The organism is Sphingomonas aquatilis, assembly GCF_014196115.1.
GTDB classification, from domain to species: Bacteria; Pseudomonadota; Alphaproteobacteria; order Sphingomonadales; family Sphingomonadaceae; genus Sphingomonas; species Sphingomonas aquatilis.
In genome coordinates, this window is record NZ_JACIDB010000002.1 from 478,802 (window position 1) to 504,613 (window position 25,812).

The window sequence follows — 25,812 nt, forward strand, 5'->3', positions numbered from 1 at the left end:
GCGACGCTCTTCCCAAGCGCACCGCCACCGCTTACGCACGCACGACGAGAGGGGAGAGCCGCGAGTTGACCAAGACCGAACGACGCGAGCCGTCCCATACGCTGATCGCCCGCGACCTCGGCATCGCGATCGTCACCGGCCGCTATCCGCCCGGCGGTATCATCCCCGGCGAGGTCGATCTCGCCGCGCAGCGCGGCATCTCGCGCAGCGTCGTGCGCGAGGCGCTGCGCATGCTGTCGGCCAAGGGCCTCGTCGAAAGCCGGCCCAAGGCGGGCACGCGGGTGCGCGAGCGCGCGCAGTGGAACCTGCTCGATCCCGACCTGCTCGCCTGGATGTTCGAAGGCGAACCGCCCGCCAGCTTCGTGCGCAGCCTGTTCCAGCTGCGCATGATCGTCGAACCCGCCGCCGCCGAAATGGCCGCGACCTTCCGCACCGACGAACAGCTCGCGCGGATGGCGGCGGCGCTCGACGGGATGCGGCGTCACGGCCTCGGCACGGCGGAGGGGCAGGCGGCCGACCAGAGCTTCCACAATACGATCCTGGAGGCGACCGACAACGAACTGCTCGTCAGCCTGTCGGGCAGCATCGGCGCCGCGGTGCGCTGGACGACGATCTTCAAGTTCCGCCGCCGCACCAAGCCGCGCGATTCGATGCCGCAGCACCACCGCCTGTACGAAGCGATCCGCGCGCGAGACACCGTATCGGCCCGCGCCGCCACGCTCGTCCTGCTGGAACAGGCGCACGAGGACACGGAACGCTCGCTGCTGGAGTGAGGGGTGGGCTATCCTCGTCCTCGTCCGTCATCCCGACGAACGTCGGGATCCATGGATGCGGTGGGCTATCGTGGGCGCACGACCATGAGCCGCGCGTGTCCATAGATCCCGGCGTCCGCCGGGATGACGAATGAGGAGCGGGGCACCCTTCGTCAACCGTCATTCCCGCGGAGGCGGGAATCCAGACGCGCTGCCGTTTCGGCTCCATCAGCAGCGATAGCGGTTATGGATTCCCGCCTTCGCGGGAATGACGGCGGGGTGGGGGCGCGTGCATCAAAAAGGGGCGCCCCCACCCACATCAATGGTTATCGCGCGGCAGGCCCATCGTCTGCGCGATGCGTTGGTACTTCTCCGCGCCCTCCAGGATCGCGCCGGTGTTCATCTGGCCGACGACGGCGCGCTGGATCTCCTGCCACGGCGTTTGCGACGCAGGATAGGCATAGCCCCCCGCCGCCTCCAGCGCGGCGCGGCGCTCCATCAGTTCCGCGTCCGAAATCAGCACGTTGGCGCTACCGGTATTGAGGTCGATCCGCACCCGGTCGCCCGTCTTGAGCAATGCGAGGCCCCCCATCGCTGCCGCTTCCGGCGAGGCGTTGAGGATCGACGGCGATCCGCTCGTCCCCGATTGGCGGCCATCGCCGATGCACGGCAGCGCATGCACGCCCTCGGTGATCAGATACGCCGGCGGCCGCATGTTCACGACCTCCGCCGCGCCGGGATAGCCGATCGGCCCGGCGCCGCGCATGAACAGCAGTGTCTCGGGCGTGATACCCGTGGCGGGATCGTCGATCCGGTGATGATAATCCTCCGGCCCGTCGAAGACGACCGCCGGTCCTTCGAAGGCATTGGGATCGTCGGGGTTGGAGAGGTAGCGGTCGCGGAACTCCTTCGAGATCACGCTGGTCTTCATCACCGCCGCGTCGAACAGATTGCCCGACAGCACGATGAAGCCAGCGTCCTTGACCAAAGGCTGGTCGAACGGGCGGATGACCTTTTCGTCCTCGATGGCGATGCCGCGGCAATTGTCGCCCATCGTCCTGCCGTTGACGGTCAGCGCGCCCTCGTGGATCAGGCCCTGGCCGATCAGCTGGTTGACCACCGCGGGGACGCCGCCGGCGCGATAATAATCCTCGCCCAGATATTCGCCCGCGGGCTGCAGGTTGACGAGCAGCGGCACCTTGTGCCCCTCCGTCTCCCAATCCTTGATCGGCAGGTCGACGCCGATATGGCGCGCGATCGCCGCCAAATGGATCGGCGCGTTGGTCGATCCGCCGATCGCGGAATTGACACGGATCGCGTTATGAAACGCGTCCTTGGTCAGGATGTCGGAGGGCTTCAGGTCCTCCGCCACCATCTCCACGATGCGCTTGCCGGTGAGGTACGCGACCTCCTGCCGGTCGCGATACGGTGCGGGGATCGCCGCCGATCCGGGCAGGCTCATGCCCAGCGCCTCGCACAGCGAATTCATCGTCGTCGCCGTGCCCATCGTGTTGCAATAGCCGGTCGACGGCGCCGAGCTGGCGACCAGGCGGATGAACTCGGCATCGTCGATCTCGCCCGCCGCCAGCATCTGCCGCGCCTTCCACACGATCGTGCCCGAACCCGTGCGCTCGCCCTTGTGCCAGCCGTTCAGCATCGGCCCCACGGACAAAGCGATCGCCGGGATGTTCACCGTCGCCGCGCCCATCAGCATGGCGGGCGTCGTCTTGTCGCAGCCGATCGTCAGCACCACGCCGTCCAGCGGATAGCCGTACAGCGTTTCGACCAGCCCCAGATAGGCAAGGTTGCGGTCCAGCCCCGCGGTCGGGCGCTTGCCGGTTTCCTGGATCGGATGGACGGGGAATTCCAGCACGATGCCGCCCGCCTCGCGCACGCCCTCGCGCACCCGCTCCGCCAGCACCAGATGGTGGCGGTTGCACGGGGACAGGTCGCTGCCCGTCTGCGCGATGCCGATGATCGGCTTGCCCGAGCGCAGCTCGTCCAGGCTGAGGCCGAAGTTCAGATAGCGCTCCAGATATAGCGCCGTCATGTCGATATTGTCTGGATTGTCGAACCAGGCGCGGGACCGCAGGGCGCTGGGGCGTTTGGGCGTGTCGGTGGTCATAAAAGCTCCGGTCAGCGCGCCACGGAGACGCGATAGATCATCTGATGGTGGTATGGCTTGCCCGGATCGACGCGCGCCGATCCGAACGCGGGCTGGTTGGGCGTGTCCGGGAAGGTCTGCGGCTCCAGCGCGAAACCATCGCCCATGCGATAGACGTGGCCCTGCTTCCCCACGAACGTCCCGTCGAGGAAGTTGCCCGAATAGAATTGCACGCCTGGCTCGGTCGACAGCACTTCGAGCACGCGGCCCGATACCGGATCCTCCACCCGCGCGGCCAGTTTGGGCTGCGCGGTGCGGCCTGCGTCGAGCACGAAATTATGGTCGTAGCCGCGGCCGATCACGATCTGCGGATCGCGGCCGTCGCGGATGCTCTGGCCGATGGCGCGCGGCCTGGTGAAGTCGAACACGCTGCCCGCCACCGGTTTCAGTTCGCCGGTAGGGATCAGCGCCGCGTTGACCGGTGTGTAGCGTGCGGCGGGAATCGTCATCCGCTGGGCGTAGATGCCGCCCGACGATCCCTCGCCCGCCAGATCGAACAGCGCATGGTTGGTCAGGTTGACGATCGTCGGTGCGTCGGTCTTCGCGGTGAAATCGATCGTCAGCGCGCCCGTGTCGTCGAGCGCATAGGTCACCTCGACGTCGAGCTTGCCCGGATAGCCCTGGTCGCCCGCGGGGCTGGTCAGCGCCATCGTCACGCTTGCGCGGGGGCCGCTCGGCGTGACCGACACGATCCGCCACACCGCCTTGTCGAAGCCGGTGGTGCCGCCATGCAGCGAGTTGGTCTTGTCGTTGAGCGGCAGCTGATACGTCTTGCCGTCCAGCGTGAAGCGGCCGCCCGCGATCCGGTTGGCATAGCGGCCGACGGTCTGGCCCCAGAAATTGGGCTGCGTGACATACGCGGCGGCGGTGTCATGGCCCAGCGTGATGTCGGCGAGCGTGCCGTTGCGGTCCGGCGCCTCGAACGCCTGCAACGTCGCGCCCAGCGTCATCACCCGCGCGCGCACGCCATTCGCCCCGGTCAGCGTCACCGCCTCGATCCGGGTGCCGTCGGGCAGTCGGCCGAAATCGGCGCGCGTCGCGGTCGCGGCGCAGGCGGCATCGGCCGCCGCGATCGTCAATATCCCCGCACAGGCCATCTGGAACGCGAAACCCACTTTCATGTTGCGCCTCTCCCCGTTCGTCCCCGGCATTGACCCGGTGGTTCTTCGCTATATAGTCAGACAAATAGCCGGGGCGCAAGGCAGCCTGTGGTAGCGATACAAATAGGGGAGAGTACATGGCTGGACCGATGATGGCACCACCGCCCGCGGCCGCAGGCAGCGGCGTGGCGGGCGGACGCAAGGCGGGCGTCGCGCTCGCGCTCGTCTATGTGACGACGTTGTTCTTCATCTGGGCGTTCGTGACGAACCTGATCGACCCGCTCGTGAAGAGCATGAAGGTCATCTACACGCTCAGCGACTTCGAAACGCAGCTCAACCAGTTCGCCTTCTTCATCGCTTATGGCGTCATGTCGATCCCGTCGGCCTGGTATCTGTCGCGCCGCGGCTACGCCAATTCGATCGTCCTCGGCCTGCTGGGCGTCGTCGCTGGCTGTCTCGTCGCCTGGTCGACCGCCTGGTCGAACAGCTTCGTCACCGTGCTGCTCGGGCTGTTCGTCGCGGCGTCGGGCGTCACCTTGCTGCAGGTCGCGGCCAACCCGCTGATCGCGTCGATGGGCGATCCGAAGGGCTCGCACTTCCGCCTCAACCTCAGCCAGGCGTTCAACTCGCTCGGCGCCTATGTCGGCGGCACGTTCGGCGCGGCCTATCTGCTGCGCGGCGACCTGTTCGCCAAGGATGCGGTGCTGACGCCGGCGCTGAAGGCGGACAGCCTCGGCTTCGTCACCCACGTCTATCTGATGATCGCGGTGATCCTCGCGGTCTTCACCGGTCTCGTCTTCTTCGCCAAGCGCACGATCAACGCGCACGCGCCGGCGCTTGCGACCAACGTCGAATCGCCGCTGTCGGCGTTGCGCTCGCGCTGGGCGAACCTCGGCTCGGTCGCCATCTTCCTGTACGTCGGCGCCGAGGTCTGCGTGATCTCGGGCATGATCTTCTTCCTCGAACAGCGCCACATCCTCGACGTGCCGGCGCAGATCGCCGGCTATATCGCGCCGCTGTTCATGCTGCTCGCGATGATCGGCCGCTTCGGCGGCAGCGTGCTGCTGCGCTATGCCAAGGCGACGACGCTGCTGACGCTGGTCGGTGCGGGCGCATCGATCCTGTGCCTCGTCATCATCGCGACCTATGACATGGCGGCGACGCCGCTCGGCGGCACGATCACCTTGCCCGGCGGCTATGTCGCGCCGCTGACGATGGGCTTCGTCCCCGCGGTCGCGGCGCTGCTGCTCGGGCTGATGAACTCGATCATGTTCCCGACGATCTTCACGCTGACGCTGGAGCGGTCGACCGCGCCCGCTTCCGCGACGTCGGGGCTGATGTGCATGGCGATCTGTGGCGGTGGCTTCGTGTCGATCCTGTACGGCGCGGTGATCGACGCCTTCGCCGGCTTCGCACCCGACGGCGCACGCTCGCTCGCCTTCGTCGTGCCGCTGGTCTGCTACCTCTACGTCCTCTGGTATGCGCGCGCCGCGCTGAAGGCGCCGACGCACGTCATCGAGGAAACTGTCGAGCCGACCGTCTGAGGCGATGACGCAGGGCATGACCAACGGCGCGGTGATCGCGATCGACTGGGGCACGACCAACCGGCGCGCCTATCGGATCGAGCCCGATGGCCGCATCGGGGACCGCGTCGAGGGCGGGGCAGGCGTGCTCGGGCTGGCGCCGCGCGACTACGCCCCGGCGCTCGCCGATCTGCGCGCGCGGCTCGGCGATTTGCCGGTGATCGCCGCCGGCATGGTCGGCTCGACGCGCGGCTGGCACGAGACACCCTATGCGGCCGCGCCCGCCGACCTCGCCGCGCTCGCCGCCGCGGCGCTCCATATTCAGACTGAGCGCGCGACGATCGTCCCCGGCGTCGCGCTGCTGGACGGCCCGCGCGCCGACGTGATGCGCGGCGAAGAGGTGCAGGTGCTGGGCGCGATCGCCGCCGGCCTCGCGCCCGCCGACGCGCTGTTCTGCCAGCCCGGCACGCACAACAAATGGGTCGCGACCGATGGCGGCCGGATCACCGACATCGCCACGGTGATGACCGGCGAACTCTTCGCGCTGCTGAAAAGCCACGGCATCCTCGCCGGCATGCTCGACGGCGCGGTGACGGACGGGCCGGCCTTCCGCGACGGCATCGCACGCGGGGCAGGGGCGTGCGACCTTGGCGCCGCAGTGTTCGAAGTGCGCAGCGGTGTGCTGCTCGGCCGCCGCCCGGCGGAGGAGGCCGCGGCCTATGCCAGCGGCGTGCTGATCGGCAACGACGTCGGCGCCCGTGAGGTGGCCGGCCGCGCGGTCCACCTGCTCGCCGCCGGCGCGCTGGCCGACCTCTACGCCGCCGCGATCGAAACCCGCGGCGGCCGCGTCTCACCGATCGACGCGACGGCGGCGTTCGTTGCCGGCATCCACCACTTGCGGTCCTATCTCGCGTGACGCTCCCCCTCCTCCCGTCGTCATCCCGGCGGACGCCGGGATCCATGGTCCCGGCACGGCCAGCGATAGCGCGCTCCTTCGGTGGCCCGCATCCATGGATCCCGGCTTTCGCCGGGATGACGAAAGAGGGGAAACACCGATCGCCCCACCCACATCGTCACCCCGGCCTTGAGCCGGGGTCCCGCTTCATCCGAGCGGTGGCGAAAAAAGCGGGCCCCCCGCCCAAACCCGCGGTGACGGCGTGGGTCGGCAAGCGTCCCACATTCCACCCGGAGCCCCACGCATGACCGACCCCGCCACCCGCTTCGCCGAGGCCTTCGCCACCTGCCCACTCGTCGCGGTCCTCCGCGGCCTCACGCCGGACGAAGCCGCCCCCATCGGCGACGCTTTGGTCGATGCCGGCTTCACGCTGCTCGAAGTCCCGCTCAACTCGCCCGACCCGCTCGCCAGCATCGCCGCCATGGCGAAGCGCTATGCCGGGCGCGCGATCGTCGGCGCGGGCACTGTCCTCACCCCGCAGGACGTTGCCGCCGTCGCCGACGCGGGCGGCGCCCTCATCGTCTCGCCCAACACCGACCCCGCCGTTATCCGTGCGTCGGTGGAGCGGGGCCTCATCTCGCTCCCCGGCTATTTCACCCCCAGCGAAGCCTTTGCCGCGCTCCAAGCCGGCGCGCACGGCCTGAAGCTCTTCCCGGCCGAAGGCGGCGCGCCCGCCTTCCTGAAGGCCCAGCGCGCCGTCCTGCCCAAGGCGACAAAGGTCCTCGCGGTCGGCGGCATCACCCCCGACACGATGCCGCAATGGCACGCGGCGGGTGCGGACGGCTTCGGCCTCGGCTCCAACCTCTACCGCGCCGGCAAGTCCGCCGCCGACGTCGCGCGCGATGCCGCGGCGTTCGTCCAAGCCGCAAAGGATCTCGCATGACTGCTGCCCGCCTGCTCCAGCAGCGCCTGCCCGACGGCACGCGCCGCGTGATCCTCGCCGAGCAGGCGGCACACGTCCTGACCCGCATCACGACGACGCGCGACCTCGCGCAGGCCGCGATCGCCGAGGGCACCAGCCTGCTCGACGCCGCCCGCGCGCGCCGCTCGCACGAGAGCGTCGACCTGATGGCCGCCCTCGAAGCGGGCGAACTGCTCCCCGCGATCGACCACCCGGATAGCGCGCGGCTGATGCTCGCGGGCACCGGCCTCACCCACTTGGGCTCCGCCGCCGGGCGCGACGCGATGCACAAGGCCGCCGCCGAGGGCAAGCAGACCGACTCGATGCGCCTGTTCCTCGAAGGCATGGAGGGCGGCCGCCCTGCCGCGGGCGCGGTCGGCGCGCAGCCGGAATGGTTCTACAAGGGCGACGGCCAGGGCCTCGTCGCGCCCGAAGCGCCCTTCGCCTCGCCCGCCTTCGCGCAGGACGGGGGCGAGGAACCCGAACTCGCCGGCATCTATCTGATCGGCGACGACGGCACGCCCTTCCGCCTCGGGATCGCACTCGCCAACGAATTCAGCGACCACGTCACCGAACGCCACAATTACCTGTGGCTCGCGCATTCGAAGCTGCGTCAGGCGTCATTGGGGGCGGAGCTGCTGCTTGGGGAGCCGCCGGCCGACATCCGCGGCACCAGTCGCATCGTCCGCGATGGCGACACATTGTGGGAAAAGCCGTTCCTCACCGGCGAAGCGAACATGTCGCACAGCCTCGCCAACCTCGAACACCATCACTTCAAATATGCCGCCTTCCGCCGGCCGGGCGATATTCACGTCCACTTCTTCGGCACCGCCACCCTCTCGTGCGCGGACGGCATCCAGACGCAGGACGGCGACGTCTTCGAAATCGAGGCGGCACCCTTCACCTTGCCCTTGCGCAACGCCCTTGCCACCGCCCCGGCCGACACCGTCACGGTGAAGCCGCTGTGAGTGGCCCGATCCGCCTCGCGCTGATCGGCATGGGCAAGATCGCGCACGACCAGCACGTTCCCGCCATCGCCGGCGAGCCCGCCATCGCGCTCGCCGCGACCGTCAGCCGCAACGGCGAAGGCGTCGAGGGCGTGCCGCACTTCCACGACATCGCCGATCTGATCGCGAGCGGGCAGGGGATCGACGCCGTCGCGCTCTGCACGCCGCCACAGGTGCGCCGCGCCATCGCGATGCAGGCGATCCAGGCCGGCTGGCACGTCTTCCTCGAAAAGCCACCCGGCGCGACGCTGGCAGAGGTCGCCAATCTCGAATCTGCCGCGCAGTCGGCGGGCGTCACTCTCTTCGCCAGCTGGCATTCGCGCTACGCCCCCGGCGTCGAACCCGCCCGTGCGGCGTTGGCCGACGCGCGGATCGACCGGGTGACGGTGACGTGGCGCGAGGACATTCGCGTCTGGCACCCGGGCCAGGCATGGATCCTCGACGCGGGCGGCTTCGGCGTGTTCGATCCCGGCATCAACGCCCTCTCGATCGTCACCCGCATCCTGCCGCGCCCGTTCTTCGTCACCGAGGCGGAGCTGGATTACCCCGAAAACCGCGATTCCCCGATCGCCGCGCGCATCGCCTTCACCGACGATGCCGGCCTCAGCATCGCCGCCGACTTCGACTTCCGCCAGCAAGGCCCGCAAAGCTGGGACATCGTCATCGAGACGGACAGGGGCACGCTGACGCTCCACGACGGCGGCGCGCGCCTAATCCTGCCCGACGGTAGCTCCCCGACGACGGCGGCCGCGCTTCACGGTGAATATGCCGGCCTCTACCGGCGTTTTGCAGAACTGGTGCGGGCAGGGCAGAGCGACGTCGACATCGCGCCCCTGCGCCACGTCGCCGACGCCTTCCTCCGCGGCAAGCGCAACGTGGTGGATGCATTTATCGAATAGGTTTTCACGCGAAGGCGCGAAGAAGGTTGGTTCACGCGGAGACGCGGAGACGCGGAGGGGGGGGGCGCCCGGCGCCGACGGCGCCCTTCCTCGCCAACCGTTCCGCTTGGCCGAGCGTCCGTTGGGAGAAAGCGGCTTCGCCGCAGGAACGACATCTCCGCGTCTCCGCGTCTCCGCGCGAACCAACCTTCTTCTGTTCGCGGCTTTGCGGCTTCGCGCGAACCAAAAAACCGCGGGCAATGTTGGAACAGCTGTGACAGCCCGGTAGTATGCCGCGCGCGTCCTCACCCGCCGCATCCTTCCAGCAACCAGTCCGAACATTCACCCCGCCCCACCAGAGGGTGACGTGCCGTCAATATCGTCAACTTTGGAAACTGCGGTACGTCGCGACTCGGGGCTCACGCCAGCGTCGCTGCCTCCCCGATCGCCGCATAGATCGCGTCCAGATCGGCATCCTCGGTGCAATAGGGCGGCATCACGTACACCGTATTCCCCAGCGGCCGCAGCAACAGGTTGCGCTCCCGGAAAAACGCCAGCAATCGCGGCCCCAGGGTCGACAGATAGGCTGCCGCCTCGGTCCCCACGTCGACCGCGGCGATCGTCCCCAGTGCACGTGGGTTGCGCACGCCCTCCAGCGCCGCCAGCCGCTCGGCCTGCCGTGCCGCCAGATCGGCGACCCGCGCCAGCACCGGCTCGTCCTCCCAGATCGCGATATTCGCCGCCGCCGCCGCGCAGGCAATCGGATTGGCGGTGTAGCTCGACGAATGGAAAAACATCTTCGCGCGGTCGTCGGAATAATGCGCCTGATAGATATCCTCGCGCGCCATCGTCACCGCCAGCGGCACTGCGCCGCCGGTCAGCCCCTTCGACAGGCACAGGATATCGGGCACGACATCGGCCTGTTCGCAGGCGAGCAGCGTGCCCGTCCGACCCCAGCCGGTCATCACCTCGTCGGCGATGAACAGCACGTCGTGCCTCGCGCAGATGCGCCGCATCTCGGCGAGCACCCAGGGCGGATAGATCAGCATGCCACCCGCACCGACGATCAGCGGCTCGACGATCAGCGCCGCCGGCCCGGCGCGGCATGCCGCCTCCAGCGCGTCCAGCGTCGCCTGTTCCACGCCAGGGGCAGGGAAGGGGATCGTCTCCACGTCGAACAGCAGCGGCTCGTACGCGCGGTTGAACGCGCCGCGCGCGCCGACCGACATCGTGCCGATCGTGTCGCCGTGATAGCCATGTTCCAGCACCAGGATGCGGTGCCGGTCCTCGCCGCGGTGAAGCCAGAAGCCCAGCGCCATCTTCAGCGCCACCTCGACCGCGGTCGATCCCGAATCGGAAAAGAACACCCGCGTCAGCTCGGCGGGCATCATCCGCCGGAGGCCCGCCGCCACCGCCTCGGCCGGCTCGTGGCTCCAGCCGGCAAAGATGATCTGGTCGAGCTTCCCCGCCTGCTCGGCGATCGCCGCCATGATCCGGGGCTCGCGATGACCATGCGTCGTCACCCACCAGCTGGAAATGGCATCGACGATCCGCCGCCCGTCGACGGTATAGAGCGCCGCGCCCTCCGACCGCGTCACCACCGGGATCGGTTCGCGCAGACCATGCTGCGTGAAGGGGTGCCAGATCGACGAGCTCACCGGAAATCCTCCACGTCGAACCCGTCGGCAAAGGCGGCGGCGAGGCTGGCGGCGTCGAGCTGCTCCACCCGGTCGAGCCGCCCCAGCCGCTTGACCCGTCCGATGCGCGCGATCGTCGCTTCGCTGTCCGGTTCGGGCGGACCGTTGAACGCGACGCCCAGCACCGGCACGCCGCGGGCGCGCAACGCCTCCAGGCTCAGCAGGCTGTGATTGATCGTGCCGAGCTGCGTGCGCGCGACCAGCACCACCGGCGCCCCCCAGCGGGCGAAGAGGTCGGCGTAGAGCAGGTCGTCGGTCAACGGCACCAGCGCGCCGCCGGCGCCCTCGACGACCAGCGGGCCGGCGACCTGCGGCAGCGCCAGCCGATCGGCGTCGATCGTCACCCCGTCGATCGCGGCCGCGCGATGCGGCGAACAGGGCGTCACCAGCCGATACGCCTCGGGCAGCACGTGGGTCACGCCCAGCCGCCGCACCGTGCCCTCGTCGGTGCCGTCCGCCAGCCCCGCCTGTACCGGCTTCCAATAGGTCGCCCCCAGCGCGGCGGCGAGCGCGGCGGCGAACACCGTCTTGCCGACATCGGTATCCGTCCCCGTCACCACGATCGTATCGGTCATCGCAAAGCCTCCGCCAGTCCCGTAATCGCCGCCGCGTCGACCTGCGTCGTGATCGACAGCCGCAGCCGTGCCGTGCCCACCGGCACCGTCGGCGGCCGGATCGCGCGAACGTCATATCCCGCCGCCTGCACCCGTGCGGCTCGCTCCACCGCCGCGCCGTCGTCGCCGACGATCACCGGTAGGATCTGCGATCCCGTCGCAAAGCCCAGTGCCGCTTCGGCGAGCCGCACCAGCTCCCACAACCGCGCCTGCCGTTCGGGTTCGTCGGCGATCATCCGCAGCCCCTCGCGCACCGCGGCCGCCATCAGCGGCGAGGGCGCGGTCGAAAAGATGAAGCCACGCCCGCGATTAACCAGAAAGTCGCGCAGCACGGCAGGCAGGCACAGCAGCCCGCCCTCCGCGCCCAGCGCCTTGCCGCAGGTGTGCAAGCTGACGACAGTCTCGCGGCCATGAAGGTCGGCCGCCAGTCCGCGCCCGCCTGCGCCGAAGACGCCCGTCGCATGCGCCTCGTCGATCACCAGCATCGCACCGTGCCGGTAGGCCAGCGCGGCGAGTTCGGCCAGTGGCGCGCGATCGCCGTCCATGCCGTACACGCTTTCGACGACGATCCAGGGCAGGCCCGTGCCACCATCGGCACGCCACGCCCGGATCGCATCCTCGAACGCGCCCACGTTATTGTGTGCCACCGACCGGACGGGTGCCCGGCCCAGCCGCATGCCGTCATGCGCGCTGGCGTGGATCAGCGCGTCGTGCAGGACGAGATCGCCGCGCTGCGGCAAGGTCGCCAGCGCCGCCATGTTGGCCCCATAGCCGTTGGCGAAGAACAGCGCCGCCTCGCTGCCGAAATACGCCGCCGCCTCTGCCTCCAGCGCCTCGTGTTCGGGATCGTTGCCGCGCAGCAGCCGCGATCCGCGCGATCCCACCGCCACGCCGCGGTCGAGCGCTGCCGCCACGGCGTCCCGCAGCCGCGCCGACTGGGCGATGCCGAGATAGTCGTTCGAGGTGAAGTCGTGTCCCGTTCGTCCGCGCAACCGGCGCAATCGTCCGGCGCCATCGAGTCGGGACAAATCGTCGCGGTAGAAGTCCAGCATCGCGCCGCCTTAGCAACTCGGTCGCCCCGTTCCAGTCCGCGACGACGGGGCTGGCCTTGTGGGGCCGCGATCCGGTAGGCGGCGGGCGATGTCACGGCAGGGTGGATGATGATGGCGAGGATGCGGCTGCTGGGGATGATGCTGGCCATCGCGTTGGCGGGTCACACGGCGGCGGCCGATGCGAAGGGCGGGGCACAACAGGTCCCCGTCGCCGCGCCGCCGCGGACGATCCTGTTCCTCGGCAACAGCTTCACCCAGGGCGCGCATTCCGCGGTGCGCAACTGGCACGCGAACCGCGTCACCGATCTCAACCGCGAAGGCTATGGCGGCGTGCCGGCGCTGTTCAAGGAATTCGCCGACGAATCCGGCCTCAACTATGCCGTCAGCCTGGAAACGCAGGGCGGGCAGAGCCTGACCTTCCACTACGACCAGCGGCGCCAGCTGTTCGACCGGCCGTGGGATGCGGTGGTCCTGCAGGAATATAGCACGCTCGACCGCGAGCGGCCGGGCGATCCCGCCGCCTATATCCGCGCGGTGGGCCTGCTCGGCACCCTCTTCCGGGCGCGCAACCCGGCGGTGCGCGTGCATCTCACCGCGACGTGGAGCCGCGCTGACTTGACCTACCTGACCGCGGGCCGCTGGTATGGCCGGCCGATCGCGGCAATGGCCGACGACCTGCGCCGCGCCGCCGATCGCGCCCGCCGCGCGCATCCCTGGGTCGCGGGCGTCGTGCCGGTGGGCCAGGCCTGGACCCGCGCCTTCGCGCTCGGCATCGCCGATCCCAACCCCTATGACGGCATCACCTTCGGCCAGGCGAATCTATGGTCGTACGACCAATATCATGCCAGCACTGCCGGTTATTATCTCGAGGCGCTGACCGTCTTCGGTGCAGTGACCGGCGTCGATCCGCGCAGCCTGGGCCGGGGCGAGCGGGCGGCGGACGAATTGGGCCTGTCGCCCGATCTCGCCGCGTCGCTGCAACGCGTGGCGCACGAACAGCTGCGCGATCGGGCGGACAGGCTTACAGCGTCCTGATGATGCCGGAAAAGTCCGTGCCGCCGTGGCCGTCGGCGACGAACGCTTCATAAAGCTGCGCGGCGTGCGCGCCGAGCGGCGTCGAGGCGCCGGCCTCGTCCGCCGCCTGCATCGCGAGGCGCAAGTCCTTCAGCATCAGCGCCGCGGCGAACCCGCCCTGATAGTCGCGATCGGCCGGCGTCTCGGGACCGACGCCGGGGACCGGGCAATAGCTGGTCATCGACCAGCTCTGCCCCGAACTGACCGACGAGATATCGTAGAAGGTCTGCGGATCGAGGCCCAGCCGCTCGGCAAGGCGGAACGCCTCGCACGTCGCGATCATCGTCGCGCCGAGCAGCATGTTGTTCGCCATCTTGGCCGCCTGACCCGATCCGCTGGCACCGGCGTGGATCACCGCCTTGCCCATCTGCGCCAGATAGGGCTGCGCGCGATCGAACCCTTCGGCGCTGCCGCCGACCATGAAGGTGAGCGTGCCGCCATTCGCCGCCGCGATCCCGCCCGATACGGGGGCGTCGACCGTCGTCAGCCCCTTGGCCGCAGCGGCTTCGGCGACGCGGCGCGCGGTGGCGACGTCGATCGTCGAACAGTCGATCAGGATCGCCGACGGCTGGGCGCGGCCGAAGACCGCATCATTATAGACGCCCTCGACGTGGCTGCCGGCGGGCAGCATCGTCACGATCGCCTCGGCACCCTCGACCGCCTCGGCCGCGCTGGCGACGGGCAGGCAGCCGGCCGCCTTCGCCTTATCGAGCGCATCCTGACTGAGGTCGAAAGCGCGGACGTCATGCCCCGCCTCCGCAAGGTTCGCGGCCATGCCGCCGCCCATGTTGCCCAGGCCGATGAAGGCGACGCGTGCCATTGATGCTCTCCTCAAGTGTGCCGTTCGGCCTGAGCTTGTCGAAGGCCCTGAGACTCACCTGTGCTTCGACAGGCTCAGCACGAACGGTCGGATGGTGTTCTGTTGTCTTACCGCCGCAGCAGGTCGCGGCCGACGATCATGCGCATGACCTGGTTGGTCCCCTCCAGGATCGAATGGACGCGCAGGTCGCGCCAGAAGCGCTCGATCGGATAGTCCTTGAGATAGCCGTAGCCGCCGTGGAGCTGGAGCGCCGCGTCGACGATCGCCGAGCCGTTGTCGGTCGCCAGCCGCTTGGCCATCGCCGAGAAGCGCGACTTGTCGGGCGCGTTGGCGGTCACCTTGGCGGCGGCGAGATAGAGCAATGCGCGCGCGGCTTCGAGGTCGGTCGCCATGTCGGCGAGCGTGAACTGCGTGTTCTGGAACTCCGCGACCGGCTGGCCGAACTGCTGGCGCTCTTTGGTATAGCGGATCGCCTCGTCGAGGCAGCGCTGTGCGCCGCCCAGCGAGCAGGCACCGATGTTGAGGCGGCCGCCATCGAGCCCCGCCATGGCGATCTTGAACCCCTCGCCCTCGCCGCCGACCAGATTGGCGGCCGGCACGCGGCAATCTTCGAAGATTACCTGCGCGGTGGGGGAGGCGTTCCAGCCGAGCTTCTTCTCGGGCGCACCGAACGACAGGCCGGGCGTGTCTTTCTCGACCACCAACGCGCTGATCCCGCGGCTCTTTTCCTCGCCGGTGCGGACCATGACGACATAGACGTCGTTATAGCCGGCGCCCGAAATGAACTGCTTCGTGCCGTTCAGCACAAAATCATCGCCGTCGCGGCGGGCGCTCGTCTTCAGCGCGGCGGCGTCGGAGCCCGAACCCGGCTCGGTCAGGCAATAGCTGGCGATCTTTTCCATGCTGACGAGATCGGGCAGGAATCGCGCCTTCAGCTCGGCCGAACCGAAGCGGTCGATCATCCACGCCGCCATATTGTGGATCGAGATGAACGCGCTGGTGGCGGGGCAGCCATAGGCCATCGCCTCCATGATCAGCGCCGCCTCCAGCCGCCCAAGCGCGATGCCGCCCGATTCCTCGCTGACGTAGATCGAGCCGAAGCCGAGGTCGCCCGCCGCCTTCCAGACGTCGACGGGATAATGGTGCGTCTCGTCCCATTCCGCCGCGAACGGCGTGATCCGATCGGCAGTAAAGCGGCGTGCGAGATCCTGAATCTCGCGCTGGTCTGCAGTCAGGTCGAACTGGTCGGTCATGATGGTCCTAGGCCGGGCAGCGGCTGTAGCGGTCGGTGGTGGCACGATCGGCGGGGCTTTTCACCACGCGGACAAGCGTCTTGCCGTTGTCGAGCAGGGTAAGCGTGGTGGGTTCGCTCCACGTCATGCCTTCGCCGCTCATCGGCAGGTCGAAGGCGATCTGGTCGACCTGGGTGCGCGTGATCGCCGTGGCGGTGCCGCGCGATTCGAAGAAGGACAATGTATTGCCGGTAATGGTCAGCTTGCCCTTGTCGGCGCCGGTCGACGGATCGCAATCGCCGGCGTTGACGCCCCAGCGGCCCTGGAACCCTTGCGGGATCGCGGTCAGCGCCACGGGCGAGGCGGTGGGCAGCGGCACCGGTGCGGTCGCCGCCTGATTGCCCGGCGCCTCGAGCGGCACGACCATGTTCTGCGGATCGTCGGTCAGGTTGGACGGCGTCGGATCGACCGCGGCGCTGCCGCCCGACTGATTGTCGAGGCTCTCGCCGCCCGAACAGGCGGCGAGGGTCAGCGCGGTGGCGAGGATCAGTGTCGTGCGCATGTTCGGATCATCCCATGGTGGGAATGACGAACGCATTGCCGCCCTCGACCGCTCCATCGGGCCAGCGCTGCGTCACCGTCTTCACCTTGGTCCAGAATTTGACGCCCTCCATGCCATGCTGGTTGGTGTCGCCGAACGCGCTGCGCTTCCAGCCGCCGAAAGTGTGATAGGCGACGGGCACCGGGATCGGCACGTTGATGCCGACCATGCCGACGTTGACGCGCGCGGCGAATTCGCGCGCGGCATGGCCGTTGCGCGTGAAGATCGCGACGCCGTTGCCATACTGGTGCTCGCTCGGCAGGCGCACCGCATCCTCGAAGCTCGCGGCGCGGACGATCTGGAGGACGGGGCCGAAGATTTCCTCCTTATAGGCCGACATGTCGGGCGTGACGCGGTCGAACAAAGTCGGGCCGACGAAGAAGCCGTTCTCATGCCCCTGGAGCGTAAAGCCGCGGCCGTCGACGACCAGCTCGGCGCCTTCGTCGACGCCGGTCTGGATCCAGTTTTCGACGCGCTGCTTGTGCGCGGCGTTCACCACCGGGCCGTAATGCGCCTCCGCATCGGTCGAGACGCCGACGCGCAGGGCCTCGATCGCCGGAATCAGCTTTTCGCGCAACGCATCCGCCGTCTTGTCGCCGACCGGCACCACCACTGGCAGTGCCATGCACCGCTCGCCCGCCGAGCCGAAGGCGGCGCCGGACAGATCGGCGACGACCTGGTCCAGATCGGCGTCGGGCATGACGATGCCGTGGTTCTTCGCGCCACCCATCGCCTGGACGCGCTTGCCCGCCTCGACACCGCGGCGGTAGACGTAATGCGCGATGTCGGACGAGCCGACGAAGCTGACCGCGCTGATCGCCGGGTGATCGAGGATCGCGTCGACCATCGTCTTGTCGCCATGGACGACCTGCAGGATACCCTCGGGCGCACCCGCTTCCAGCATCAGTTCGGCGAGGCGGACGGGCACCGACGGATCGCGTTCGCTGGGCTTCAGGATGAAGGCGTTGCCGCACGCGATCGCGACCCCGAACATCCACATCGGGATCATCGCCGGGAAGTTGAACGGCGTGATGCCGGCGCCGATGCCGAGCGGCTGGCGCATCGAATAGACGTCGATGCCGGGGCCGGCGCCCTGTGTGTACTCGCCCTTCAGCACGTGGGGGATGCCGCAGCAGAATTCGATGACTTCCAGCCCGCGCTGGATGTCGCCCTTGGCGTCGGCGATCACCTTGCCGTGTTCGGAGCTGAGCAGGTGGGCGAGCGCGTCCATGTTGGCCTCGACCAGTTCCTTGAAGCGGAACATGACGCGGGCGCGGCGCTGTGGGTTGGTCGCTGCCCAGCCGGGCTGCGCCTTCTGCGCGGCGGCGATGGCGCGATCGAGGTCGGCTTGTTCGCCGAGCGCGACGCGGGCCTGCACGCTACCGCTATTGGGGTCGAACACGTCGCCATGGCACGTGGCGGTGCCGCCGGCATGGCCGACGATGAAATGGTCGATGTCGCGCATGATGCCTCTCCGTTTGTGTATAGGATCGGCCTGCGCAGGATTGCAGGCAAGGGCGTAAAGTGCGACCCATAGCTGCAATTATGCAGCCGCGTTGGGATGACCTTCAGGATTTTCTGCGCGTCGCCCGCGCCGGCCAGATCGCGCGCGCGGCGGCCGCGGCGGGGGTCGATGCGACGACGCTGGCGCGGCACCTGCGACGGTTAGAGGGCGCGCTCGGCCAGACGTTGTTCGAGCAATCGCGCGAGGGACAGGTGTTGACCGCGGCGGGGGAGGCGCTGCTGGTTGCGGTGGAGGCGATGGGGCAGGCGGCGGCAGGGATCGTGCCGACCGACGACGATCCCGACCGCCTGTCCGGGGTGCTGCGGGTGAGCGTATCGGAAGGGTTCGGCACGTGGTTCGTGGCGCATCACCTGCCCGATTTCACCGCGCGCCATCCCGACCTGACGATCGACCTCGTCGCGTCGAGCGGCTTCCTCAATCCCTCACGCCGCGAGGCGGACGTCGCGATCCTGCTCGCCCGGCCGCAGACCGGACCGCTCGTCAGCAGCAAGCTGACCGATTACACCTTGGGGCTGTATGCCGGCGAGCTGTATGCCGCCCGCCACGCGCTGCCGACGACCGCGGCGGAGGTGCGCGATCATCCGCTGGTCGGCTACGTTCCCGACCTGCTGTACGCGCCCGAATTGCGCTATCTCGCCGAGATCGAGGAGGGGCTGTCCCCGCGTATCCGCAGCTCCAGCATCAATGGCCAATATCGGCTGATCGCCGCGGGGGCGGGGCTGGGGGTGCTGCCCCGCTTCATCGGCGACGCGGACAAGTCGCTCAGGCGGGTGCTGCCGGAGCGGACGATCCGCCGGTCGTTCTGGCTGGTGACGCATCAGGACACGCGCGGCGCGAAGCGGGTGCGCGCGTTTCGGGAGTGGCTGACCGCGCTGGTGACGGCACAGCGGGGGCGGTTCGTGTAGCCAAATCCTCCCCCGCCAGGGGGAGGTGGCGCGCCGAAGGCGTGACGGAGGGGGCGGATACGGCATGCGCCGCGTTCGCGGAAACGCCCCCTCCACCATTCGCTGCGCAAACGGTCCCCCTCCCCCGCTAAAGCGAGGGAGGAATTGACGGATTACACGTCCAGATTGGCGACGTTCAGCGCATTGTCCTGAATGAACTCACGGCGCGGCTCCACGACTTCGCCCATCAGCTGGGTGAAGATCATGTCGGCGGCCGACACGTCGTCGCTGGTGACGCGCAGCATGGTGCGGTTTGACGGGTCGAGTGTGGTTTCCCACAGCTGTTCCGCGTTCATTTCGCCCAGCCCCTTGTAGCGCTGGATCGCAAGGCCCTTGCGGCCCGCGGCCAGGATTGCCTCAAGCAGCTGCGACGGCCGCGCGACCAGGCTTTCGCCGCGGCCGACGGTGGTGTTGACGCTGCCGATCTGGCCGTCGCCGTCCGCGACGGGCTCGGCCTCCGCTGCCGCCGCGCCCTTGGCGGGGATCAGCTTGCCCGCATGGGCGAAGCTTTCCGCCTGTTCCGCGGCCAGACCGTGAAGCTTGCGCGCCTCGGCGCTGGCGATGAACGTCGCCTCGACGATGTGGTGGTCCGTCACGCCGCGCCACAGCCGTTCGAAGTGGATGCCGCCGTCCTCGGTCAGGCGCGCGGTCCACTTCGCCTCCTCGTCGCCCGCGTCGAGCCGGCGCGTCACTTCGGCAACGGTCGCGGCGCGCTGGTCACGGGTGAAGGTCGGGTCGAGCGCACCGGCGAGCGCCAGCACTTCGATGATCCCGGCGTCGTAGCGGCGCGGCACGTAGCGCATCAGCGTGCGCATGCGGCGGGCATGATCGACGAGATGCTTGAGGTCGGCACCCGAACGGGGACCGCCCGGCGCTTCGAACACCATCGACGATGCGCCCGCTTCGACCAGATAATCGTCGAGGGCGGCATCGTCCTTCAGATACACTTCCGACCGTCCGCGCGTCGCCTTGTACAGCGGCGGCTGGGCGATGAAGAGGTGCCCGCGTTCGATCAACTCGGGCATCTGACGATAGAAGAAAGTCAGCAGCAGCGTGCGGATATGCGCGCCGTCGACGTCTGCGTCGGTCATGATGACGATCTTGTGGTAGCGCAGCTTGTCGGCGTTGAAGTCGTCGCGGCCGATGCCGGTGCCCATCGCCTGGATCAGCGTGCCGATTTCCTTCGACGAGATCATCCGGTCGAAACGCGCCCGTTCGGTGTTGAGGATCTTGCCGCGCAGGGGAAGGATCGCCTGGAAATGGCGGTCGCGGCCCTGCTTTGCCGATCCACCCGCCGAATCGCCCTCGACGAGGAACAGTTCGGACTTGGCGGGATCCTTCTCCTGGCAGTCGGCAAGCTTGCCGGGCAGGCTGGCGATATCCATCACGCCCTTGCGGCGGGTGAGTTCGCGCGCGCGTTTCGCCGCCTCGCGTGCGGCGGCGGCGTCGATGATCTTTCCGACGATCGAACGGCCGTGCGCCGGATTCTCTTCGAGCCATTCGGCGAGCTTGTCCGCCATCAGGCTTTCGAGCGGCTGGCGCACTTCGGAGCTGACCAGCTTGTCCTTGGTCTGGCTGCTGAATTTGGGGTCGGGCAGCTTGACCGAGACGATCGCGGTCAGGCCTTCACGCATGTCGTCGCCGGTCAGCGTCACCTTCTCCTTTTTGAGAAGGCCTGACTTTTCGGCGTAATTGTTGAGCGTGCGGGTCAGCGCTGCGCGGAAGGCGGCGATATGCGTGCCGCCATCGCGCTGCGGGATGTTGTTCGTGAAGGCGAGGACGTTCTCGTAATAGCTGTCGTTCCACTCCAGCGCCACGTCCATGCCGATCGCGTCGCGCTGGCCGTTGATCGCGATTGGTTCGGGGAAGAGCGGCGTCTTGGCGCGGTCGAGCCACTTCACGAATGCGGCGATGCCGCCTTCGTAATAGAGTTCCACCGTCTTTGGCTCGTCATGCCGCGCGTCGGTGAGGAACAGGCGCACGCCCGAATTGAGGAAGGCGAGCTCGCGATAGCGGTGCTCGAGCTTGTCGAAGTCGAATTCGGTGATCTTGAACGTGGCGGGCGAGGGCAGGAAGGTGACCCGCGTGCCCTTCTTGCCCTCCGACGGGCCGACGACCTTGAGCGGTGCGACCGCGTCGCCGTGGGCGAAGCGCATGTAATGCTCCTCGCCATCGCGCCAGATGGTGAGGTCGAGGAACTCGCTCAATGCGTTGACGACCGAGACGCCGACGCCATGCAGGCCGCCCGACACCTTGTACGCATTGTCGTCACTGGTGTTTTCGAACTTACCGCCGGCGTGGAGCTGGGTCATGATGACCTCGGCCGCCGATACGCCCTCTTCGGGGTGGATGCCGGTCGGGATGCCGCGACCGTTATCGGTCACGCTGACCGATCCGTCGGCGTTCAGCTGGATATCGATCCGGTCGCAATGGCCGGCGAGCGCTTCGTCGATCGCATTGTCGCTGACCTCGAACACCATGTGGTGGAGGCCCGATCCATCGTCGGTGTCGCCGATATACATGCCCGGCCGCTTGCGCACCGCGTCGAGGCCCTTCAGCACCTTGATCGACGAGGCGCCGTATTCGTTCGCATTCTGGGGTTCTGCCATCGTGCCGATATAGGGGCGGGACGGCTGTAACGAAAGCGAAATGGGGCCTCCAGGTCCTCCCCCGCCAGGGGGAGGTGGCAGCCGCAGGCTGACGGAGGGGGCGGATACGGCGAACTCTGTGTTGGCGGAAACGCCCCCTCCACCATTCGCTTCGCGAATGGTCCCCCTCCCCCGCTGAAGCGAGGGAGGAGTGATTAGGATCAATACCGCGCAAATTCCGTTGCGCGGCGGCCGAGCAGCGTCACTTCGACGCGGCGGTTCTGGCGCATGCCGGCCGCGGTGGCGTTGGTCGCGACGGGATCGCGCTCGCCATGGCCGACCACGCTGAAGCGGGCGCGCGTCACGCCCATGGCGTCAAAGGCGGCGCGGACGCTGGCGGCGCGGCGTTCCGACAGATCCTGGTTGTGGGCATCGGTGCCGCGCGAATCGGTGTAGCCGTCGATCGCGACGCGGACGCCGCCATTGTCGCGCAGGTAGCGTGCGAGCGGGCGCAGCTTCTCGATCGCGCCGGGGCGCAGACGGTCGCTGTCGGTGGCGAACAGCACGTCTTCGGACAGCGTCAGCGTCGCGCCGCGCGGCGTCTGGCGGAAACCGTAATCGTGCATCGCGCGGCGATCCCAGCCGGGGGCGAGCACCTCGCGCGTCTCGACCACCACGGTGCGATCGCGCGCATCCCAGTCGAAGCGGTCGCGGCGCGGGCCGGCGATCCGCAGGAAGGCGCCATTGGCGTCGGCTGCCTCGGCGGGCGAGATGCGGCCGTCACGATTGCGGTCGAAATTGCGCATCACGAACGCGCGGCCGCGGGGCGTGTCGCGCAATTCGGGGATCAGGCCCTGAACGCCCGCGCCGATCAGGCGATAGGGACGATCGCCCGGCCGGCCACCGCTCCAGTCCCAGCGGTCCTGCGCCAGCGCCGGGGTGGCGATACCGGCGGCCAGCATGGCGGCGATGATGATGGATTTGCTCATGATACTCTCCATTGGCCCCACACCCGATGGCGAGCCGAATGGCCGATGTGGCTTGAACGTTCCGTGAGCCGCTCCGACAGCCGGGGTTCAGCCGCGCATGCGCCTCCGAGGGCCGCTCAGCCGAGCGCGATGCGCGTCGCTTCCGCGTCGATCGCGGCGAACAGCGCGGGCTCCGTGCCGGTCATCCACACCTGCCCATGGCTCGCGAGCCGTTCGAACAGCGCGGCACGACGAAGGGGGTCGAGGTGAGCCGCCACCTCGTCGAGCAGCAGGATCGGCGAATGGCCGGTGCGGCTGGCGACCAGTTCGGCATGGGCAAGGACGATACCGAGCAGCAGCGCCTTCTGCTCGCCAGTAGAGGCGAGCGCCGCGGCCTGCCCCTTGCCGAGGTGTGTCACGGCAAGGTCGGCGCGATGGGGCCCGGCAAGCGCACGGCCGGCCGCCCCGTCGCGCGCGCGGCCGCCTCGCAGATCGGCAAGCAGTGCGTCGGCGGTGCCGCTCCACCCCTCCAGCAGCAGCGCCGCGCGCGCGAACGGCCCGTCGGGCTGCTCCGCCAGCCGCTCGCCGAGCGCCGCCACCGTCTCACGCCGCGCGGCATCGACCGCCGCGCCATGCTGCGCCATCTGCGCTTCGAGCGCGGACAGCCATTGCGGATCGGCCGGTTCGTCCGCCGTCAGCAGCCGGGTGCGGGCGCGCATCGCGGCGTCGTAGCGCGCGGCATGTTGCGCATGCGCCGGCACCAGCGCCAGCGTCAGTCGGTCGAGGAAGCGGCGGCGCTCGCCCGCCGGCTCCACGAACAGCCGGTCCATGGCAGGCGTCAGCCACAGGACGGTCAGCCATTCGGCCAGCGTATTGGCGGTCGCGGCGGCCCCCTGGATACGCAGTTGGCGCCGTTCGGGCGCCGCCGCCAGCGTGCCGGTCGCAATCTCGACATCGCCCTCGGGCAGCGCCAGCGTCGCCGCGATGCCGAACCCGCCCGGCCCATCCTGCCGCTGCATCGCCGACAGCGACGCGCGGCGCAGGCCACGGCCGGGGGACAGTAGCGACACCGCCTCCAGCACGTTGGTCTTGCCCGCGCCATTCTCTCCGGTCAGCACGACGAAGCCGGGGGCGGGCGCCAGCACCAGCTCCGCATGGTTGCGGAAATCGGTGAGGATCAGGCGCGACAGCATCGCGGTCGCGCCTAGCAGGTTCCGAAGCGCTTAGGCGAGCGCGGCTTGCGCCCGCGCCTTTTGCGTGGAGGCGTAGGAGGCGAGCTGCGGACCCAGCGCGACCTGCGCATGCCGGTAGATCACCGGATCGGCGATTCCGAGCCGCGCGCGCGCCGCGTCGAGCGGTTCGTGCATCAACGCCTCATAATCCTCGCCCAGCAGCCACGCGGCGCGTTTGCCGTTGCGATAGCCTTCGCGCACCGCCTTCGCGAACAGGGTGCCGCCGGTCTCGCGGATCGACTTCAGCGCCGCCCCGGTGGCGATGAACGCCCAGCCGAGGCCCCGCGTCTGCGCGTAGGAGAAGGCGACGAGACACGCCTCGCCCATCGTTTCGTCGGCCTTGTAGCCGGTGAGGACGTGCCAGATGTCATGCACGTCGCGGGTGCGCCGCCCCATCCAGGCATAAGGGTGGATGACGTCGGTTTCGGACCGATCGAGCCGGCTGACCTCGACCAGCCCGTCGGCGGAATAGCCGGTGGTATCGAGGAAATCGCGATAGGCGGCGCCCACCGTGCCGGGCGCGAAGCCGTTTACCCAGTCGCGGTCCGCAAAGCGGCGCGCCAGCTCGACCCGCTCATAGGCGATGCGACCGCCCTCGGGAGTCGCGATCAGACGGGCATAGGCCTCTGCCGTGTCACCCACGTTCAGCGAACGCATGATGCGGAACACCTGGCCGGTGTCGTCGCCATTGGCGAGCAGCTTGCGCAACGCGCCGAAGGCGGTGCGCCAGTCGCGGCGGCCGGTGGTGCCGGGGAAGGGAGGAAGCTTGGCCATCGGACCGACTCCTTTACTGACAATGATGTCAGCATGGCGCGGAAGTCGTGGCTTGGCAAGCGGTTGCCGCACCGATGATGCGGCCGATCGTATATCGATCGGAACAACGGGTCGCAGCCTGTGGTTGGTTGGGTTCGGTGTTGCGAGCAACGACGGGACGATATGCCATGGATTACAAGAAGATCGGCTTTGGCCTCGGGGCCTTTGCAGTGGGCGCGGCGGCCTGGACCGCCGGGACGGCGCTGATCGGCCCGAAGGTCGGGGCACGGCGCGCGGCGTCCAACGACGACGATGGCGCGGGCGCCGTGCCGGGTGATAGCACCACCAGCCCGATCGCGCCGCGGCCTGCGACGATGGCGGCGGCCCCGGTCGGCATGGCGGAAACCGACAAGCACTTTACCGAACGTGCCGGCAATCCCGCGGCGGAGCATGTGCCGACCGATCTGATGGGCGACACGCACCCCGGCAACGACAGCCGGGCGGCCGAACCCTTCCGTCCCGACCCCACTGCGGTGCCGACCGAGGATGAGAAAGAGGCGTTGCGCCCCGCCACCGGCCCCGCCCCGACATTGGTCGCCGATCGCGGCAGCGGCTTCAGCGAAGCGACCGGAGCGGCCTGATCGCGTGAAACCTTTCAGGGGACCGGGACATTCTGGCCTCACTGCGGGGAACAGGAGGATGCAATGCGGACAGCGATTTTGGCGGTAATGGCGGCGGCGACGACGCTGGCGGGATGTGCGACCTATGGCGACGATCGCTATCGGAGCTATTCGGCCTATGACTATGACCGGGTCGATCCGAGCTATAACGGCTATTACGCGGATCGCTATTATGTCGACAATGCGCGCTACCGCGAACGCCGCCTGTCGTCGAACGATCGCATCTATCGCGGTCAGGATGGTCGCTATTACTGCCGTCGCAACGACGGCACGACCGGCCTGATCGTCGGCGCGGCCGCGGGCGGTACGCTGGGTGCGGCGATCGCGCCGGGTGGGTCGGGTCTGCTCGGCGCGCTCCTCGGCGGCGCGGCGGGTGCGGCGCTTGGGCAGTCGGTCGACCGCAACAACGTCCGTTGCCGCTGATCGACGGCGGATGATGCGACGAAGGGCGGCCTTGGCGGGCCGCCCTTTTTCGTGTCAGTCGTTCCCGAGCAACGAGGATTTCCGCGGGATCGTCTCGCCCTTGGGCTGTCCCTTGTCTAGCGTTTCGCTGGGCCGGCGTGCGTCGCCGTCGCGCTGATGCTCGGTCGACAGATTGGGCGCGCGCGTTTCGGTGGTGGGCGTTTTGGCGTCGTCGGACGAATGGGGCATGCTGTCTCTCCTCATGCCGGCACGAACGGCCGGCGACGGGACGCCGTTCCGCTTGCCGCGCCGCGCTCTTCGGTTAAGCATGGCGGGGATATCCTGCCTTG

24 protein-coding genes are annotated in these 25,812 nt (G+C 68.7%); 10 read left to right on the top strand and 14 right to left on the bottom strand.

What is annotated here, in order from left to right; translation table 11 throughout:
- The first annotated feature begins 65 nt into the window (after positions 1-65).
- Positions 66-773 carry a FadR/GntR family transcriptional regulator gene (locus GGR47_RS08380; RefSeq protein WP_017979963.1) on the top strand — a complete coding sequence of 236 codons (708 nt, stop codon included), beginning with the start codon at positions 66-68 and terminating at the stop codon, positions 771-773.
- A 298-nt stretch (positions 774-1,071) separates the two neighbouring features.
- Here the strand turns inward: GGR47_RS08380 and GGR47_RS08385 are convergent, their stop codons facing one another.
- Positions 1,072-2,877 (bottom strand): IlvD/Edd family dehydratase, encoded by a 1,806-nt coding sequence (locus tag GGR47_RS08385; RefSeq protein WP_147035763.1) that lies wholly within the window; start codon positions 2,875-2,877, stop codon positions 1,072-1,074.
- 11 nt (positions 2,878-2,888) lie between these two features.
- Positions 2,889-4,037, bottom strand: a complete 1,149-nt coding sequence (locus GGR47_RS08390; protein ID WP_147035762.1) for an aldose epimerase family protein — start codon at positions 4,035-4,037, stop codon at positions 2,889-2,891.
- Between the two features lie 116 nt (positions 4,038-4,153).
- Here GGR47_RS08390 and GGR47_RS08395 point away from each other — a divergent pair, with 116 nt between their 5' ends.
- The 5 genes from GGR47_RS08395 (at position 4,154) to GGR47_RS08415 (ending at position 9,301) form a co-directional block, all read left to right on the top strand.
- Positions 4,154-5,560, top strand: a complete 1,407-nt coding sequence (locus tag GGR47_RS08395; RefSeq protein WP_231292051.1) for an MFS transporter — start codon at positions 4,154-4,156, stop codon at positions 5,558-5,560.
- 4 nt (positions 5,561-5,564) lie between these two features.
- Entirely contained in the window at positions 5,565-6,455 is an 891-nt protein-coding gene (locus GGR47_RS08400; protein WP_147035761.1) for a 2-dehydro-3-deoxygalactonokinase, read from the top strand.
- A 283-nt stretch (positions 6,456-6,738) separates the two neighbouring features.
- Positions 6,739-7,377 carry a 2-dehydro-3-deoxy-6-phosphogalactonate aldolase gene (locus tag GGR47_RS08405; protein ID WP_147035760.1) on the top strand — a complete coding sequence of 213 codons (639 nt, stop codon included), beginning with the start codon at positions 6,739-6,741 and terminating at the stop codon, positions 7,375-7,377.
- On the top strand, positions 7,374-8,363 hold the full coding sequence (araD1, locus tag GGR47_RS08410; RefSeq protein WP_147035759.1) for an AraD1 family protein: 990 nt from the start codon (positions 7,374-7,376) through the stop codon (positions 8,361-8,363). Before GGR47_RS08405 ends, araD1 begins: the two co-directional genes overlap by 4 nt.
- The gene (locus tag GGR47_RS08415; RefSeq protein WP_147035758.1) at positions 8,360-9,301 is read left to right on the top strand and encodes a Gfo/Idh/MocA family protein; all 942 of its coding nucleotides are present in this window, start codon (positions 8,360-8,362) and stop codon (positions 9,299-9,301) included. The genes araD1 and GGR47_RS08415 overlap by 4 nt, the downstream gene beginning before the upstream one ends.
- A gap of 398 nt (positions 9,302-9,699) precedes the next feature.
- On the opposite strand, the gene GGR47_RS08420 is transcribed toward GGR47_RS08415, so the two are convergent.
- Genes GGR47_RS08420 through GGR47_RS08430 form a run of 3 tightly spaced genes read right to left on the bottom strand, consistent with a single transcriptional unit; the run spans position 9,700 to position 12,643 of the window.
- Positions 9,700-10,938, bottom strand: a complete 1,239-nt coding sequence (locus GGR47_RS08420; protein ID WP_147035757.1) for an adenosylmethionine--8-amino-7-oxononanoate transaminase — start codon at positions 10,936-10,938, stop codon at positions 9,700-9,702.
- Positions 10,935-11,552, bottom strand: coding sequence for a dethiobiotin synthase (gene bioD / locus GGR47_RS08425; RefSeq protein WP_147035756.1), 618 nt, complete (start codon positions 11,550-11,552; stop codon positions 10,935-10,937). The genes GGR47_RS08420 and bioD overlap by 4 nt, the downstream gene beginning before the upstream one ends.
- A complete protein-coding gene (locus GGR47_RS08430) occupies positions 11,549-12,643 on the bottom strand; it encodes an 8-amino-7-oxononanoate synthase (protein ID WP_147035755.1) in 1,095 nt (364 codons plus the stop codon). Before GGR47_RS08430 ends, bioD begins: the two co-directional genes overlap by 4 nt.
- A gap of 105 nt (positions 12,644-12,748) precedes the next feature.
- Here GGR47_RS08430 and GGR47_RS08435 point away from each other — a divergent pair, with 105 nt between their 5' ends.
- A complete protein-coding gene (locus GGR47_RS08435; RefSeq protein ID WP_147035754.1) occupies positions 12,749-13,678 on the top strand; it encodes a PEP-CTERM sorting domain-containing protein in 930 nt (309 codons plus the stop codon).
- On the opposite strand, the gene mmsB is transcribed toward GGR47_RS08435, so the two are convergent.
- From mmsB to GGR47_RS08455, 4 genes are all read right to left on the bottom strand, one after another.
- Positions 13,665-14,552 carry a 3-hydroxyisobutyrate dehydrogenase gene (mmsB, locus tag GGR47_RS08440; RefSeq protein ID WP_276509312.1) on the bottom strand — a complete coding sequence of 296 codons (888 nt, stop codon included), beginning with the start codon at positions 14,550-14,552 and terminating at the stop codon, positions 13,665-13,667. The genes GGR47_RS08435 and mmsB overlap by 14 nt on opposite strands.
- Before the next feature lie 92 nt (positions 14,553-14,644).
- Entirely contained in the window at positions 14,645-15,790 is a 1,146-nt protein-coding gene (locus GGR47_RS08445; protein WP_147035752.1) for an acyl-CoA dehydrogenase family protein, read from the bottom strand.
- A 7-nt stretch (positions 15,791-15,797) separates the two neighbouring features.
- Positions 15,798-16,331, bottom strand: coding sequence for a hypothetical protein (locus tag GGR47_RS08450; protein ID WP_147035751.1), 534 nt, complete (start codon positions 16,329-16,331; stop codon positions 15,798-15,800).
- Positions 16,332-16,338: 7 nt separating this feature from the next.
- Positions 16,339-17,835, bottom strand: coding sequence for a CoA-acylating methylmalonate-semialdehyde dehydrogenase (locus GGR47_RS08455; RefSeq protein ID WP_147035750.1), 1,497 nt, complete (start codon positions 17,833-17,835; stop codon positions 16,339-16,341).
- 80 nt (positions 17,836-17,915) lie between these two features.
- Here GGR47_RS08455 and GGR47_RS08460 point away from each other — a divergent pair, with 80 nt between their 5' ends.
- Positions 17,916-18,800 carry a LysR family transcriptional regulator gene (locus GGR47_RS08460; protein WP_017979947.1) on the top strand — a complete coding sequence of 295 codons (885 nt, stop codon included), beginning with the start codon at positions 17,916-17,918 and terminating at the stop codon, positions 18,798-18,800.
- A 152-nt stretch (positions 18,801-18,952) separates the two neighbouring features.
- Here the strand turns inward: GGR47_RS08460 and gyrB are convergent, their stop codons facing one another.
- From gyrB to GGR47_RS08480, 4 genes are all read right to left on the bottom strand, one after another.
- Positions 18,953-21,448 carry a DNA topoisomerase (ATP-hydrolyzing) subunit B gene (gene gyrB / locus GGR47_RS08465; protein WP_147035749.1) on the bottom strand — a complete coding sequence of 832 codons (2,496 nt, stop codon included), beginning with the start codon at positions 21,446-21,448 and terminating at the stop codon, positions 18,953-18,955.
- A gap of 200 nt (positions 21,449-21,648) precedes the next feature.
- Positions 21,649-22,416: an OmpA family protein gene (locus tag GGR47_RS08470; protein WP_147035748.1), complete on the bottom strand. Its 768-nt coding sequence runs from the start codon at positions 22,414-22,416 to the stop codon at positions 21,649-21,651.
- Between the two features lie 116 nt (positions 22,417-22,532).
- Positions 22,533-23,588: a DNA replication/repair protein RecF gene (gene recF, locus GGR47_RS08475; protein ID WP_183949498.1), complete on the bottom strand. Its 1,056-nt coding sequence runs from the start codon at positions 23,586-23,588 to the stop codon at positions 22,533-22,535.
- Between the two features lie 30 nt (positions 23,589-23,618).
- Positions 23,619-24,401 (bottom strand): Coq4 family protein, encoded by a 783-nt coding sequence (locus GGR47_RS08480; RefSeq protein WP_147037004.1) that lies wholly within the window; start codon positions 24,399-24,401, stop codon positions 23,619-23,621.
- Positions 24,402-24,568: 167 nt separating this feature from the next.
- Here GGR47_RS08480 and GGR47_RS08485 point away from each other — a divergent pair, with 167 nt between their 5' ends.
- Both GGR47_RS08485 and GGR47_RS08490 read left to right on the top strand, forming a co-directional pair.
- Entirely contained in the window at positions 24,569-25,021 is a 453-nt protein-coding gene (locus tag GGR47_RS08485; RefSeq protein ID WP_147037003.1) for a hypothetical protein, read from the top strand.
- Positions 25,022-25,084: 63 nt separating this feature from the next.
- Positions 25,085-25,483 (top strand): glycine zipper 2TM domain-containing protein, encoded by a 399-nt coding sequence (locus tag GGR47_RS08490; RefSeq protein ID WP_024310365.1) that lies wholly within the window; start codon positions 25,085-25,087, stop codon positions 25,481-25,483.
- Between the two features lie 54 nt (positions 25,484-25,537).
- Here the strand turns inward: GGR47_RS08490 and GGR47_RS08495 are convergent, their stop codons facing one another.
- Complete coding sequence (locus GGR47_RS08495; RefSeq protein WP_167509778.1) at positions 25,538-25,711, bottom strand: hypothetical protein; 174 nt, start codon at positions 25,709-25,711, stop codon at positions 25,538-25,540.
- Positions 25,712-25,812: the final 101 nt, after the last annotated feature.

Excerpts from the sequence above, each read along its gene's own strand:
- GGR47_RS08495 (WP_167509778.1), bottom strand. The coding sequence starts at position 25,711 with ATGCCCCATTCGTCCGACGACGCCAAAACGCCCACCACCGAAACGCGC.
- GGR47_RS08480 (WP_147037004.1), bottom strand. The coding sequence starts at position 24,401 with ATGGCCAAGCTTCCTCCCTTCCCCGGCACCACCGGCCGCCGCGACTGG.
- GGR47_RS08490 (WP_024310365.1), top strand. The coding sequence starts at position 25,085 with ATGCGGACAGCGATTTTGGCGGTAATGGCGGCGGCGACGACGCTGGCG.
- GGR47_RS08435 (WP_147035754.1), top strand. The coding sequence starts at position 12,749 with ATGATGATGGCGAGGATGCGGCTGCTGGGGATGATGCTGGCCATCGCG.
- GGR47_RS08430 (WP_147035755.1), bottom strand. The coding sequence starts at position 12,643 with ATGCTGGACTTCTACCGCGACGATTTGTCCCGACTCGATGGCGCCGGA.
- GGR47_RS08470 (WP_147035748.1), bottom strand. The coding sequence starts at position 22,416 with ATGAGCAAATCCATCATCATCGCCGCCATGCTGGCCGCCGGTATCGCC.
- GGR47_RS08400 (WP_147035761.1), top strand. The coding sequence starts at position 5,565 with ATGACGCAGGGCATGACCAACGGCGCGGTGATCGCGATCGACTGGGGC.
- GGR47_RS08460 (WP_017979947.1), top strand. The coding sequence starts at position 17,916 with ATGCAGCCGCGTTGGGATGACCTTCAGGATTTTCTGCGCGTCGCCCGC.
- gyrB (WP_147035749.1), bottom strand. The coding sequence starts at position 21,448 with ATGGCAGAACCCCAGAATGCGAACGAATACGGCGCCTCGTCGATCAAG.
- GGR47_RS08385 (WP_147035763.1), bottom strand. The coding sequence starts at position 2,877 with ATGACCACCGACACGCCCAAACGCCCCAGCGCCCTGCGGTCCCGCGCC.
- araD1 (WP_147035759.1), top strand. The coding sequence starts at position 7,374 with ATGACTGCTGCCCGCCTGCTCCAGCAGCGCCTGCCCGACGGCACGCGC.
- GGR47_RS08405 (WP_147035760.1), top strand. The coding sequence starts at position 6,739 with ATGACCGACCCCGCCACCCGCTTCGCCGAGGCCTTCGCCACCTGCCCA.
- GGR47_RS08390 (WP_147035762.1), bottom strand. The coding sequence starts at position 4,037 with ATGAAAGTGGGTTTCGCGTTCCAGATGGCCTGTGCGGGGATATTGACG.
- bioD (WP_147035756.1), bottom strand. The coding sequence starts at position 11,552 with ATGACCGATACGATCGTGGTGACGGGGACGGATACCGATGTCGGCAAG.
- GGR47_RS08455 (WP_147035750.1), bottom strand. The coding sequence starts at position 17,835 with ATGCGCGACATCGACCATTTCATCGTCGGCCATGCCGGCGGCACCGCC.
- GGR47_RS08450 (WP_147035751.1), bottom strand. The coding sequence starts at position 16,331 with ATGCGCACGACACTGATCCTCGCCACCGCGCTGACCCTCGCCGCCTGT.
- GGR47_RS08485 (WP_147037003.1), top strand. The coding sequence starts at position 24,569 with ATGGATTACAAGAAGATCGGCTTTGGCCTCGGGGCCTTTGCAGTGGGC.
- GGR47_RS08395 (WP_231292051.1), top strand. The coding sequence starts at position 4,154 with ATGGCTGGACCGATGATGGCACCACCGCCCGCGGCCGCAGGCAGCGGC.
- recF (WP_183949498.1), bottom strand. The coding sequence starts at position 23,588 with ATGCTGTCGCGCCTGATCCTCACCGATTTCCGCAACCATGCGGAGCTG.
- GGR47_RS08445 (WP_147035752.1), bottom strand. The coding sequence starts at position 15,790 with ATGACCGACCAGTTCGACCTGACTGCAGACCAGCGCGAGATTCAGGAT.